At 68.2% G+C, this 12,759-nt stretch carries 11 protein-coding genes; 7 read left to right on the plus strand and 4 right to left on the minus strand.

The window, feature by feature from the left end:
• Position 1 precedes the first annotated feature (1 nt).
• From aztD to EY822_RS06100, 3 genes are all read left to right on the plus strand, one after another.
• Positions 2-2,173: a zinc metallochaperone AztD gene (gene aztD, locus EY822_RS15560; RefSeq protein ID WP_319803495.1), complete on the plus strand. Its 2,172-nt coding sequence runs from the start codon at positions 2-4 to the stop codon at positions 2,171-2,173.
• A gap of 60 nt (positions 2,174-2,233) precedes the next feature.
• A complete protein-coding gene (locus EY822_RS06095) occupies positions 2,234-3,874 on the plus strand; it encodes a BCCT family transporter (protein WP_150307452.1) in 1,641 nt (546 codons plus the stop codon).
• Between the two features lie 84 nt (positions 3,875-3,958).
• On the plus strand, positions 3,959-5,407 hold the full coding sequence (locus EY822_RS06100; protein ID WP_227497064.1) for a threonine/serine exporter family protein: 1,449 nt from the start codon (positions 3,959-3,961) through the stop codon (positions 5,405-5,407).
• 70 nt (positions 5,408-5,477) lie between these two features.
• Here the strand turns inward: EY822_RS06100 and EY822_RS06105 are convergent, their stop codons facing one another.
• The gene (locus tag EY822_RS06105) at positions 5,478-6,293 is read right to left on the minus strand and encodes a helix-turn-helix transcriptional regulator (RefSeq protein ID WP_227497309.1); all 816 of its coding nucleotides are present in this window, start codon (positions 6,291-6,293) and stop codon (positions 5,478-5,480) included.
• A 334-nt stretch (positions 6,294-6,627) separates the two neighbouring features.
• Here EY822_RS06105 and EY822_RS06110 point away from each other — a divergent pair, with 334 nt between their 5' ends.
• Together EY822_RS06110 and EY822_RS06115 are read left to right on the plus strand one after the other, a co-directional pair.
• Positions 6,628-7,263 carry a DUF3159 domain-containing protein gene (locus EY822_RS06110; RefSeq protein WP_150307454.1) on the plus strand — a complete coding sequence of 212 codons (636 nt, stop codon included), beginning with the start codon at positions 6,628-6,630 and terminating at the stop codon, positions 7,261-7,263.
• Between the two features lie 32 nt (positions 7,264-7,295).
• The gene (locus EY822_RS06115; RefSeq protein WP_150307455.1) at positions 7,296-8,249 is read left to right on the plus strand and encodes an SDR family oxidoreductase; all 954 of its coding nucleotides are present in this window, start codon (positions 7,296-7,298) and stop codon (positions 8,247-8,249) included.
• 199 nt (positions 8,250-8,448) lie between these two features.
• Here EY822_RS06115 and EY822_RS06120 read toward each other — a convergent pair whose 3' ends face one another.
• Both EY822_RS06120 and EY822_RS06125 read right to left on the minus strand, forming a co-directional pair.
• A complete protein-coding gene (locus EY822_RS06120; protein ID WP_150307456.1) occupies positions 8,449-9,666 on the minus strand; it encodes a mandelate racemase/muconate lactonizing enzyme family protein in 1,218 nt (405 codons plus the stop codon).
• 380 nt (positions 9,667-10,046) lie between these two features.
• The gene (locus EY822_RS06125) at positions 10,047-11,000 is read right to left on the minus strand and encodes a DMT family transporter (RefSeq protein WP_150307457.1); all 954 of its coding nucleotides are present in this window, start codon (positions 10,998-11,000) and stop codon (positions 10,047-10,049) included.
• A 22-nt stretch (positions 11,001-11,022) separates the two neighbouring features.
• Here EY822_RS06125 and EY822_RS06130 point away from each other — a divergent pair, with 22 nt between their 5' ends.
• Positions 11,023-11,586 carry an XRE family transcriptional regulator gene (locus EY822_RS06130; RefSeq protein ID WP_227497065.1) on the plus strand — a complete coding sequence of 188 codons (564 nt, stop codon included), beginning with the start codon at positions 11,023-11,025 and terminating at the stop codon, positions 11,584-11,586.
• Between the two features lie 37 nt (positions 11,587-11,623).
• Here the strand turns inward: EY822_RS06130 and EY822_RS06135 are convergent, their stop codons facing one another.
• Positions 11,624-12,274 (minus strand): maleylpyruvate isomerase family mycothiol-dependent enzyme, encoded by a 651-nt coding sequence (locus EY822_RS06135; protein WP_150307458.1) that lies wholly within the window; start codon positions 12,272-12,274, stop codon positions 11,624-11,626.
• Between the two features lie 160 nt (positions 12,275-12,434).
• Here EY822_RS06135 and EY822_RS06140 point away from each other — a divergent pair, with 160 nt between their 5' ends.
• A complete protein-coding gene (locus tag EY822_RS06140) occupies positions 12,435-12,722 on the plus strand; it encodes a DUF1905 domain-containing protein (protein WP_150307459.1) in 288 nt (95 codons plus the stop codon).
• The last annotated feature ends 37 nt before the right edge of the window (positions 12,723-12,759 follow it).

The raw sequence follows: 12,759 nt of genomic DNA on the forward strand, positions 1-12,759 counted from the left end.
CATGCCGTCGCTCCGTTCTCCCATTGCGCTCGCCGCGGTCACCGTCACAGTCGCAAGCCTCGCCGGGTGCGCTCCCGCGGCGGATGACCGCCCCCTCATCGTCGCGTCCACCAACATCCTCGGAAACGTCGTCGAAGAACTCGTCGGCGACCAGGCCGAGGTGTTGACCCTGATGAAGCCCAACGCCGACCCGCACTCGTTCGAGATCTCCGCGAAGGAAGCGGCGCGGATGCGCTCGGCCGACCTCATCGTGTCGAACGGCCTCGGTCTCGAGGAGGGCCTGCAGCAGCACCTCGACGCGGCTGAGGCCGGCGACGTGCCGACGTTCGTCGCCGGCGACGTGATCGACGTGCTCGACTACAGCGAGGGCGACGCGGCGGGAATGCCCGACTCGCACTTCTGGACCGACCCGGGCCGGATGCTCGACGTCGTCGACGCCCTCTCACCCGTGATCGCCGAACTCGACGGCGTCGATGCCACCCGTGTCGAAACCCACAGCCTTGCCTACCGAGACGAGCTCGACCGGCTCGACGCGGAGATGGCCGACGCGTTCGCGGCGATCCCGCGCGAACGACGAGCTCTCGTCACGAATCATCACGTCTTCGGTTACCTCGCGCAGCGCTTCGACTTCGAGGTGGTCGGTGCCGTCATCCCCGGGGGAACCACGCTCGCCGCGCCGTCGGCATCCGATCTCGCCGACCTCGTCACCGCCGTTGAGGAGACCGGGGTTCCCGCGATCTTCGCGGAGTCGTCCTCGCCCGACCGCCTCGTGCAGGCCCTCGCGAGCGAGGCGAACGTGCACGTCGAGGTCGTCGAGCTGTTCACCGAATCGCTCACCGAAGCGGGAGGCGGTGCCCCCGACTACCTGACCATGATGCGCGCCAACACGCAGCGCATCACCACAGGGCTCTCCCGCGTGACAGCCCGCCACCACCAAGGAAAGAAGAAAGAGGCATCCATGCGTACTTCCCATCTCCGCCGCGCGGGCATCACCGCGCTGGCGATCGGAGCGGTCACCACCCTCGCGGCCTGCTCGTCCGGAGACGGCGCCGCCGGCTCCGCGCCCGAGGCCGGCACCAGCTCGAGCTCGACCGCCACGTCCGGTCCACGCCTCGCCGTCGCCTACGAAGGCGGCATCGTCGTACTCGACGGTGAGACCCTCGAGCCGGTCGCCGACGTCGACTCCGAGGAGTTCACTCGGCTCAATCCCGCCGGGGACGACCGGCACGTCATGGTCACGATGAGCGAGGGATTCCAGGTGCTCGACACCGGCGCGGGCTCCGGCGACGATCCCGTGCTCACCGACCTCGTGTTCTCCGCCGACGCCCCCGGACACGTCGTGCGACACGGCGGCAAGACGGTCCTCTACGCCGACGGCACCAGTGACACGACCGTCTTCGACACGGCAGACCTGGCGTCGGATGCGATGCCGGAGACCGAGACGATCGAGGGCGTCGAGGCGCACCACGGCGTATCCGTGATCCTGGAGGACGGCACGTTCCTCACCACCGTCGGTAACGCCGACGGACGCAACGGCATCACGGTGCAGGACGCGTCGGGTGCCGTGGTCGCGCAGAGCGACCAGTGCCCCGGCGTGCACGGTGAAGGGACCGCCGCGAACGAAGCCGTCGTGTTCGGGTGCGAGAACGGTGCGCTCGTCTACTCCGACGGTGAGATCGTGAAGCTCGACGCGCCCGATCAGCCCTACGGGCGGATGGGCAACGCCTACGTGAGCGAGACCAGCCCGATCGTCGTCGGCGACTACAAGGACGACCCCGACGCGGAGGGTTACCTGCTCAGCGCCGTCACGGTGATCGACACGGCCGCCCAGACTCTCGAGGTCGTCGAACTTCCCGACGGTGCCGAGTACACCTTCCGCGACATCGCGCGCGGACCGGATGACCTCGCCTACATCCTCGGCAGCGACGGCTCGATCCACGTGCTCGACCCCGCCGCATCCGAGATCGTCGAGTCGTTCCCCGTCATCGAGGCGTGGGAGGGACCGGTCGAGTGGCAGGACCCGCACCCCGCCATCGTCATCTCCGGCTCCATCGCCTACGTCACGGAACCGGCCGCGAACAGCGTCCACGCCGTCGACCTCACCACCGGTGATGTCGTGGCGACCGGTGAGCTCGACGTGACCCCGAACGAGATCGCGGTCGCCGCGGGCTGACACCGTGCGCATCCGCCCCCGGTGTGGGGCGGATGCGCGCCCCCGTTCTACGCTGGGTAAATGAGTTCCGGAGAGAGTACGACGCCCGCTGTTCAGCGATGGGTGTTCTGGCCCGCCGCCGGCATCGTGGTGGTCTTCGTCGCGTTCGCGATGCTGTGGCCGGATGCGACCGAGGCGGCCTTCGACGGCGTGCAGGCGAGCATCGTCAGCAACTTCAACTGGTACTACGTGCTGCTCTCCGCGTTCTTCGTCGCGTTCTGCCTCTGGATGGGATTCAGTCGCTACGGCAACGTCAAGCTCGGCAAGGACGACGACGAACCGGAGTTCTCCCTGAGGTCGTGGTTCTCGCTCCTCTTCGCCGCGGGCATGGGCATCGGGCTCGTGTTCTACGGTGTGAGCGAACCGCTCAGCCACTTCGCTCAGCCGCGTCCCGGCGTCACCGGGACCGACATCCAGCTCGCGCAGCAGGCTCTCTCCCAGACCTACCTCCACTGGGGTGTGCACGCATGGTCGATCTACGTGGTGATCGGGCTCGCCCTCGCCTACGCGATCCACCGCCGGGGCCGACCGGTGTCGATCCGTTGGGCTCTCGAGCCGGTACTCGGGAGGCGCGTGCGCGGCGGCTGGGGTCACGCCGTCGACGTGACCGCGCTCGTCGGCACCCTGTTCGGTGTCGCGACCTCGCTCGGGCTCGGCGTACTGCAGATCAGCGCCGGTCTGGAGAGCATCGGGCTCGTCGAGTCCTCCCAGCTGCTCAACATCGCCATCATCGTGGTCATCAGCGGCCTCGCCCTCATCTCCGTCCTCTCCGGGGTGACGAAGGGCATGAAGCTCCTCTCGAACGCCAACCTCGCGCTCGCCGGGCTGTTCGTGCTCTTCATCCTCATCGTCGGCCCGAGCCAGTTCCTGCTGCGCGACTTCGTGCAGTCCATCGGCCTCTACCTGCAGAACTTCATCGGACTCAGCTTCACGGTCAACGCGTTCACGGGTGCTGAGGGCGAGGCCTGGCAGGGTGCCTGGACGACGTTCTACTGGGCGTGGTGGATCTCCTGGTCGCCGTTCGTGGGCATCTTCATCGCCCGCATCTCGCGCGGGCGCACCGTGCGACAGTTCGTCACCGGAGTCATCCTCGTGCCGACGTTGATCACCTTCCTCTGGTTCAGTGTGCTCGGCGGCACCGCCCTCTACTCCGAACTCGAAGGCGACGGCGGCCTCGTCGGTGCCGGCGGGGCCGTCGACATCGAGGGCGCACTCTTCGCCGCGCTCCAGCAACTCCCCGGCGGCACCGTGCTCATCGTCGGCGCCCTCGTGCTCATCGCCGTGTTCTTCGTCACCTCGGCCGACTCGGGTGCTCTCGTCATGAGCATGATCGCCGTCGGCGGACAACTCGAGCCGAAAAGGGTGGTGCGGGTGTTCTTCACCTGCGTCACGTCGCTGCTCGCCATCGCCCTTCTGCTCTCCGGCGGGCTGGAGGGGCTGAAGACGGCGGCAATCGTCATCGCCCTCCCGTTCTCGGTCGTCATGATCGCCATCTGCTGGTCGACGGTGGTGGCCTTCAACCGCGAGCTGCGAGCGTACGACAAGGCCGAGCGTGCCGCGCTGATGGAACGCATCGGCGACTACTACGGTCTCGAGGTCGAGGAGCCGACCGAACGCGGCGTCTTCGCCCCATCGGGTCATCGTCTGTGGCGGCGGAAATGACGCCGGCGAGCGCGAATCGCTCCGCGCTCCGTCCGGTCTCACGCCCCGAAGGTGCACGGTGCGAACAGCCCGTACTCTGAGTCGGTGACTGACAGCACCAACGAACGACGGGACGTTCTCCGGAACCGTGTGAGCCGATCGATCTCGAAGCTCGCCGGTGGCGCCATTCGCGGATTGGATGCCCCCACCCAGGTCATCTCCGTCGTCGCCGGCGACGATCAGATGCCGCAACGGCACGCCCGATTGGTGATCGACCTGTGCCTGCGTGCGGGGGAGGCGATGCTGGCCACCGGCGCTTCCGCTGCCGACGTCGTGGCCACCGTTCTGCGGGTCAGCAATGCCTACGGCATCAGCGCGATGCACGTGGACATCACCTTCACCTCGATCACCGTTTCGATCCATCGCGGGATGAACGAAGACCCCATCTCCGTGATGCGGATCGTGAAGGTGCGCACGACGGACTACTCGCGTCTGCAGGACGTGTACCTCCTCATCGACGACATCACGGGGCCCGGTGACACGGTCAGTGTCGAGGAGGCACGCGAGAGGTTGACCTCGATCCTGACCAGTCCGCATCCGTACCGTCGCTGGGTCGTCGCCGCAGGCAAGGCCGTTCTTGCGGCAGGGGTCGTGGTGATGTTCGACGTGAGCTTCGTGCTGGTGCTCGTTGCCGCGGCATCGGCGATTCTCTCCGACATCATCACGCGCCAGCTCGGAAAACTGCTGGTACCGGCCTTCTTCGCCCAGATGGCGGCGGCTATGGCGACGACGAGCATCGCCGTGTTCATCTTCTGGTTGCGTTCGGTGGGCATCGAGCTGCCGGGATCGAACAGCCCGACCGTCATCGTGATCGCCGGGATCATCACGCTGCTGTCCGGCGTCGGCCTGACCGCTTCGGCCCGTGACGCCATCGACGGGTATTACGTCACGGCGACAGCACGCGGTATGGAAGTGCTCATGCTCACCCTGGGTCTCGCCGTGGGGATCTCGATCGTTCTCGGTGCGGCACTGCGGATGGGGCTGCCCGTGGCCGTCGGGACCTCGCTGGGCGACGACATCCGCCTGGTGCCCGGCGTGGTGGGATCCGCGCTCATCGGAGTCGGCTTCGCCCTCACCTCCTACGTGCGACTGCGGTACGTCGCACTCATGGCCACCGTGGCCAGTCTCGTGTTCACCGTGTACTGGTTCGTGCTTCCCCTCGCCTCCCAGCCTGGACTCGCCCCGGGGATCGCCGGGGTCGTCGCCGGTGTCATCGGATACCTCACCTACCGCTGGCTCAAGGTGCCCGAGAGTGCCATGACGATGGCGGGCCTCATCAGCCTCATCCCCGGACTCGCCGTCTACCGGTCGCTGTACGCGTTCATGGACTCCGAGTACGGAGTGACCGAGGCGCTTCCCGCGATGGTGATCGCGCTGGCGACCGGTATCGGGCTCGCGGCGGGATCCACCATCGGCGGCTTCGCGGCCCGCCGGACGTTCGGCCTGGATCGCTCGGACATGCTCGCGGGTCAGCGGGCTCGAGGAGCTCGCTAGCGCGGGACCCGGCCTCGGGCGTGCGCCGCTACGGCACGTCCAGGTGCAGCCCGGGTGTCTCGACGGCACGTCACTGGGGAGACCCTACGACGGAGAGCAACTCCAACTTGTCGTAGTCCTCGCTGCCGGGAACTGCGGTATAGACGAGGAGTAGGTGCGACTGCTGGGGATCCAGCAGCGTTTGGCAGTGCAACTCCAGCCGGCCCACGATCGGGTGCATGAGGCGTTTCCCGTCGTGCGGGCGGACCCCCACCTCGTGGGTATCCCACAAGTGTCGCAGTTCCTCGCTTCTCGCCAGGGCGAGTTCGGCGAGGTGAGCCGCGCGAGAGCCGGGGCCGCGGCGGGTGACGACCTCGCGCAGGTGCGACGCATAGAGGCGGGAGAGGAACTCGTGGTCCTCGGGCACGTACCCGCTCCGCGTGCCGGGGTCCGTGAACCACCGGTATCCGAGGCTCCGGTCCGGGCCGGTGTAGCGGGAGGCATCCCCGGTGAGGGCCACGCTCAGGGGAGTCTGACGGAGCGTCTCTCCCAACTCGGTCACGATCTCCGCGGGAGTGTCGACGAGGCGGTCCAGGATGCGGAGCAGGCCGGGGCTGACGTGATCACTGGCCGCTCCACGAGCAGGCGGGTGGTGGCCCGCCAGGCGGAAGAGATGATCGCGTTCGTCGACGCTGAGGTGCAGACCCTGCGCGATGGAGGCGACCATCTGCTCCGAGGGCTGAGGTCCGCGCTCCCGCTCGAGCCTCGCGTAGTAGTCCGTCGACATGTTGGACAGCGCGGCGACCTCCTCCCGTCGCAGGCCCGACGTACGTCGACGTTGACCGTGCGGCAAGCCGACGTCGCGCGGCTGCAGGGCCTCCCGGCGTTGGCGCAGGAACTGCGCCATTCCCGTCCTGTCAATCGCCACGGGTGCTCCCTCCTCTTGGTGACCCCTTTCTACCTCCCCGTCCCCTGGTCAGCCACGACCTCCTGATCCCCCCATGCCGGAGATGACGTCCGGGAGGGTGTGCTCGGAGGGGCGGATCGTCAGGCCGTGGCTACCGCCCGTCGGGTCGTAGACGCTCGGTTCACAGCCCGTGACCCTGGAGGAACAAGTGAACCAGTAATCCATCCACCCCGGCGGACCCGCTGCCGCGGCCGAAACGCGGAGTCCCAGCACGAGGGCCCGTCGAGCGCTCGGCCTTCCCGACCCGAGAGAGACCTCCGTAGCCCGTGCGACGATGGAGCGGACCCTGGAGCGCATCGGTGGACCGATCGGACTCGCGTCCGCCGCAGCGCCGACCATCGCCTTCGTCGTGACGGACCTCGCCGCCGGACTCGCCCCGGCGATCATCGCACTGGCGCTCGCCGCGGTGGCCGCCTGCGTGCTGCGCCTTGCGCGGCGCGAGTCCCCGGCGGCAGCGGTAGCCGGACTCGTGGTCGCCGCGATCTGCGCGACGGTCGCGGCGCTGGCCGGGGAGGCCCGTGCCTTCTTCCTGCCCAGCATGGTGCTGCCAGTCCTGTTCGTCGTCGCCTACACCGTCTCGCTCGTCGCACGGCGCCCCCTGATGGGCCTGATCGTCAATCCGCTCTCCGGCGCACCCCGCGGCTGGCGCACGCACCGCCCCCTGCGCCGCCTGTATACCGCCAGCACGCTCGTGGGCATGGGGTTGGCGGTGGTGAACCTCGCCATACGGATCGTCTTCTACACCGCCGATCAACCCGGAGCCCTGGCGGTGGTGCAGGTGACGTCCACCACGGTCTTCGCGCTCCACTTCGCCGTGACCGTGGTGCTGGCCCGTCGGATCGCGGGCGCATCCGGCTCCTCTGCCACCACTCTCCTCCGTAACGACCCCGCCTTTCCCCCCATCCGCTGACCACGCACCACCCCACCCCAGGAGAAACGACCATGACTCGCACACCGCACCTCACCCTTCCCGACCTGACCGGTCGCCGCGCCCTCGTCACCGGCGCCAGCGACGGCATCGGTTACGGCATCGCCCGCCAGCTCGCCGCCGCCGGAGCCGACGTGATCCTGCCCGTCCGCAACCGCAGGAAGGGAGAAGCCGCCCTCGATCGCATCCGCGCCGAGCATCCGTCGGCCCGGGTCTCCCTCCGCGATCTCGACCTGTCCTCGCTCGCGTCCGTCGCCGCCCTCGGGCGGCAGCTCATCGGCGAGGAGAATCCGCTGCACCTGCTGGTGAACAACGCCGGAGTCATGACTCCGCCCGAACGGCAGACGACCGCCGACGGCATCGAGTTGCAGCTCGGCACCAATCACCTCGGACACGTCGCGCTGGTCGCACACCTGCTACCCCTGCTGCGTGCCGGGAACGCACGCGTCACCTCGCAGATCAGCGTCGCGGCCAGAAGCGGTGCGATCAACTGGGCGGACCTGAACTGGGAGACCAGCTATCACGGCATGCGCGCATACAGCCAGTCGAAGATCGCGTTCGGTCTCTTCGGTCTCGAGCTCGAACGGCGCAGCCGGGCCGAGGGGTGGGGCATCACCAGCAACCTCTCCCACCCGGGCGTCGCCCCGACGAGCCTGCTCGCCGCGCGTCCGGAACTGCAGCGCGAGCGCAACACTCCGCAGATCGCGGTGATCCGCAGGCTTTCTCGCGCGGGGATCCTGGTGGGCACCGTCGACAGTGCCCAGCTGCCCGCCCTGTACGCCGCAACGTCACCGCACTCCCACGGCGGCCGGCTCTACGGCCCCACCGGACCGGGCCACCTCGGCGGCGGCCCGGGGGAGCAGCCGCTCTACCGCCCGCTGCGCAGCGCCGACGAGGCCGAGCGCGTCTGGCGGGTCTCCCAGGAACTCGCCGGAGTGTCCTTCACCACCTCTGCGCGGACGACCTGACCTGCCGATCGCCCTCCGCCGCCATGGCGGAGGGCGATCGGGAAATCCTCGCGGTGACGCCGGGATGGAAGCGCATCCCGTCAGCCCCGTTGACGAGCGGACCGGACACCCGGCAGCTCGAACCGCGCGAATGTCAGCGCTGAGCTCGCCGCCCTCGAGCAGCCCATCACTCTCGTGGGCGTTGGTCCCCTCCACGGAGTCACTCGGGTACTGCAGCCGTTTCACCGACCGTCGCGTCGTCCTGTGGTGGACGAGTGAAGTAGGACCGTGCGTCCGGGGGACGGATATCCGCGATCGCGTCCTGGAAGATGCGCATGGGGTGCGGGGCGTACGGGTGCTCGGCGATCGCGTCGAAGTCGAGCTCGATGCCGAGCCCGACCCCCTCCGGGATCATCACGTCGCCGTCAGCGGTCAGCTGCAGGCGCTCATTGGAGATGTCGGATCGCCAGGGGACGTCGATGGCCATGATCTCCAGGTAGCGGAAGTTCGGTAGCGTCGCGCCGAGTTGCAGCGTCGCCGCGGTGCTCAGGGGGCCACTGGGGTTATGCGGAGCGAAGGGCACGTAGTGGTGAGCCGCGAGAGTGGAGATGAAGGACAACTCGAGGAAGCCTCCCGCGTGCGTCACGTCGGGCTGGACGAAGTCGACGGCGCCGCGCTCGAGGGCTGAGACGAATCCTTGACGGCCGTACCACCGCTCTCCCGCGGCGATCGCCACAGGAGAGTGGCGGCGGATCTCGATCATCGCGTCGACTCCTTCCGGCGGGCACGGTTCCTCGAAGAAGATCGGGTTGAACTGTTCGAGCCTCCGGGCCACCCGGATCGCTGTGGGCACGTCGAACCGGCCGTGGCCCTCGATGAACAGTTCGACGTCGCTGCCGACCGCGTCCCGCACCGCAGCGACGGGCTCCAGCATGCGGTCGATATCGCGGTCGGTGAGGTGGAGGTCCGTGGCCTCGAAAGGGTCCCACTTCAAGCCGCGGAACCCTGACGCGACGGTGGCGACCGCGGCTTCCGCGAAGTGCTCGGGCTTCGACGCTCCCGAGAACCAACCGTTCGCGTACGCGCGGACGCGATCCCGGATCGCGCCGCCGAGCATACGGTGCACGGGAACGCCGAGGGCGCGCGCTGAGATGTCCCACAGGGCCATCTCGAGCGCGCTGAACGCCGTGCCCGTGACGGGACCGCCGCGCCAGTACCCGTTCCGGGCCGTCTCGTAGATGAGCTGCGAGATCCGGGTCGGGTCCTTGCCGACTACCGCCTGCTCGAGGAGCCGGACCGCCCCGTGCACGGCGAACTCCTGACCCTCCAGCGTCGCTTCCGCGACACCGGTGATCCCCTCGTCCGTCTCGACGACGAGGAAGATCAGGTTGGTCCGGTAGAAATCGACCGTGACGGTGCGAAGCGTGGTGATTCTCATGTGTCCCTATCCCTTGAGAGCGCTGGCGGTCGTCCCGGGAACGACGAATTTCCGAGCGAAAAAGTCGGACGCGACGGCGGGAAGCGTGACCATGGACGCCACCGGGATGATCGTATCGACGGGGCGACGTCGACGGCCACGCCGCATCCCGCGACACCCCGGCTGGTGCATGAAGGGGCTTGTTGGCTCGTCGAACCGCGGCACACGTGCGCGAAGTCGTGACGCGGAGACTGCTGGACAGCGACGCCATGCGGCAGCGAAGGCCTGCCCGGCGTGATGACGACCGGCTCTTGGCCGGTTCCCGACGTGCTGCAGCTCATGCCGGCGTGGTTGCCGGGAGCACCCCCGGCCGCCGGAGATTGTGACGGACCGATCGTGGGTCAGTCCGTTCGCTCGAGTTGCACGGAGGCGAGCGCGGTCTCATCAATGCTCCCGGCGGAGGCGCTCGGGTTTTCGGTTCCCTTCCGAGGGCGGAGTTCGCTGACGAGGGCTCCGGCAACGATGAACACGGCGCCGATGATCGCGACGGGTGGGAGGCGGTCGCCCGCCGCCCTTCCGATGATCGCCGCCCACACGGGTTCGGCGGCGTAGATGATCGTGGCCCGTGTCGGCGACACCGACCGCTGGGCCCAGTTCATCGTGAGCTGAATGAGGCAGCTGGCGGCGCCGAGACTGAGCGCCGCTCCCGCCCACACCCAGGAGAACGTCGGCAGTTGCTCTCCGACGACGGGCATGGTCAGGAACCCGAGAAACCCTGCGACGAGCAGCTGCACCACGGTGACCCGGCCGAGGTTCACCTTGCCGGCGAACCAGCCGATGAGGATGATCTCGGCAGCGATCGGGAGAGTGCTGATGACCGTCGCGATCTCGCCCGTGCCGAAGGTGAAGCCGACGCTTCCCGGGTCGGCCAGCAGGATGAGGCCGGCGAAGGCGAGCGCGACGCCGATCCAGGTCAGGAACCGAGGCGGTTTCCTGAACACGATCCACTGCAGGACCGGGACGATCGGAACGTAGAGGGCGGTGATGAACGCGGACGTGCTGCTGTTGATCGTCTGCAGCCCCACGGTCTGCAGCCCGTAGCCGAGGAAGATCATCGAACCGATCGCCGCTCCGGCCGCGACCTCCTTTCCGGTGATGCACCGAAGGAGGCGCGCGAAGAGGAGGGCGCTGATGATACCGGCGGCGAGGAACCTGGTGCCGACGAAGAACCACGGTCCGCTGTACTGCACCGCGATGTGGACGATCAGGAAGGTCGCCCCCCACACGGCGGTGATCAGAACGAGCGCCGTCTCCTGCCGGGACAACAGACGCCATCGCGACCAAGTGTGCAACATAGTGCACACTGTATGGTGCAGAATGATGCACATGCAAACCGGGGTGAGCTCGCGGGTGTTGGCGCATGTCAGCGAGAACGTGCGCCGATTCCGGTTGGCGGCGGACCTCAGCCAGGCTGCGCTGGCGGACAGATCGGGCATCAGTCGCCGCACGGTCGTGAAGCTCGAAGCGGGCGAGGCGAATATCAGCCTGACCGGACTCGACCACCTCGCCGATGCATTGGGCGTCACGTTCATCGATCTCGTGGCCGCGCCCGCCGCACCGCGTTCCGACATCAGCGAGATCGTGTGGAGGGGAGCCGGCCCCGGCAGCATGGCGACGCTGCTGGCGTCCGTTCCCGCGAGCACGGACGCGCAGCTCTGGGCGTGGGCGCTCGAACCCGGTGACCGCTACGACGCCGAACCCGACCCGGTCGGGTGGTCCGAGCTGATTCTCGTCTCCGAGGGGTCGCTGCGCATCGAACACGAGAGCGGCGTTTCCGAGATGCAGACGGGCGAGCACTTCGCGTTCCCAACGTCGCAGCACTACTCCTACGTCAACACGGGTGACCGGCTCGCTCTCTTCACCCGCGTCGTCGTGCGCTGAGCGGCCCCCATCGCCGCCGCACTCCCCGGCCGCGCGATCAGCCCCGCACGGAGAGCTGATGTGCGAAGTCCGGTGCCGCCGGTCCGTACAGCTCGCCCGGCTCGAGGGGACGCCCGGAGATCGCGAGCAGCAGCGCCAGCGCGGTGCCGTGAACCTCGGGGCCTGCACCCGACGAGAAATCAGCGTCGACGGCGAGCAGTCGGAAGCCTGCCGCGCGCTCCTCGCCGCCGCCTATCGAGCCGGACGTGCGGATCTGATACTTCAGCGCCGGAAGCACACGATTCAGTGGGTACTCGCGCCGCACCCCCAGTGGTCGACGCACGTCTTCGCCATGCACGACGGCCTCGACGAGACGCGTCGCGGGCGCAGCCGGCGGCGTTCTCGTCATCGTCACGACCCGGTCGAACTCCGCCAAGGTCTCCGCGGGGCTTGCGCGCCGTTCGCGAGCGACGCCGACCGCGTTGTCACGGTCGAAATCGAACCGAGCCGCCACCAGGCGGCGAGCGAAACCGAGCCGGGTCGTCTTGGCCGTATCGATCAGGTGTGCCACGACGTCGTGAACGTCCCATCCCGGGCAGAGCGACGCCTCCGCCCACCGTTGCGCAGGAACCTTCGAGAGGTCTGCGCTCAGCGCTCGCCGTTCCTCGTGCACCGCTGTCCAGACCGCCGACCATTTCCGAGAAGCCATACCGTAACGAAAGCACAGCCGCTGTGGTGCTCGCAGGCTTCTGTTTCGCGGCGATATGCAGCGTGCGGGTGGGATTCATCCGCCGGACATGGAGCGCTTTTCCTGTCCTCGATAGGCTCCGATCCAAGGACACGCGGCGACCGAGCAGGAGGAGCACCTCGTGAGTACAAGCCCCGGCCCCGTCGACCTCACGTTCACCGCGCCGATAGGCATCACCGTGAAGGGCGACCTCTGGTCGTGCGTCGAGATCCCCGGTTCGGTCGAGCTGTTCGGCACGGGGAAGGCCGTGAAGGTCGTCGCCAGCATCGACGGTGAACCGGTCACGGCCGGGTTGATGCCGACCGGGTCCGGCGGGCACATGCTCTCCGTCAGCGCGAAGCTACGGAAGAAGCTCGGCAAAGAACTGGGCGACCCGGTCACCGTGCACCTGATGGAGCGACTTCCCTGATCGCGCGCGGAGCGCGCGCCGTCGATCCAAGCGGGCA

The sequence above is a fragment of the Planctomonas psychrotolerans genome (assembly GCF_008642235.1).
GTDB lineage: Bacteria > Actinomycetota > Actinomycetes > Actinomycetales > Microbacteriaceae > Planctomonas > Planctomonas psychrotolerans.

Coding starts and splice junctions, on each gene's coding strand:
- aztD (WP_319803495.1), top strand. CDS start 2: ATGCCGTCGCTCCGTTCTCCCATTGCGCTCGCCGCGGTCACCGTCACA.
- EY822_RS06095 (WP_150307452.1), top strand. CDS start 2,234: ATGAGTTCCGGAGAGAGTACGACGCCCGCTGTTCAGCGATGGGTGTTC.
- EY822_RS06105 (WP_227497309.1), bottom strand. CDS start 6,293: ATGGCGCAGTTCCTGCGCCAACGCCGGGAGGCCCTGCAGCCGCGCGAC.
- EY822_RS06110 (WP_150307454.1), top strand. CDS start 6,628: ATGGAGCGGACCCTGGAGCGCATCGGTGGACCGATCGGACTCGCGTCC.
- EY822_RS06115 (WP_150307455.1), top strand. CDS start 7,296: ATGACTCGCACACCGCACCTCACCCTTCCCGACCTGACCGGTCGCCGC.
- EY822_RS06120 (WP_150307456.1), bottom strand. CDS start 9,666: ATGAGAATCACCACGCTTCGCACCGTCACGGTCGATTTCTACCGGACC.
- EY822_RS06125 (WP_150307457.1), bottom strand. CDS start 11,000: ATGTTGCACACTTGGTCGCGATGGCGTCTGTTGTCCCGGCAGGAGACG.
- EY822_RS06130 (WP_227497065.1), top strand. CDS start 11,023: ATGATGCACATGCAAACCGGGGTGAGCTCGCGGGTGTTGGCGCATGTC.
- EY822_RS06135 (WP_150307458.1), bottom strand. CDS start 12,274: ATGGCTTCTCGGAAATGGTCGGCGGTCTGGACAGCGGTGCACGAGGAA.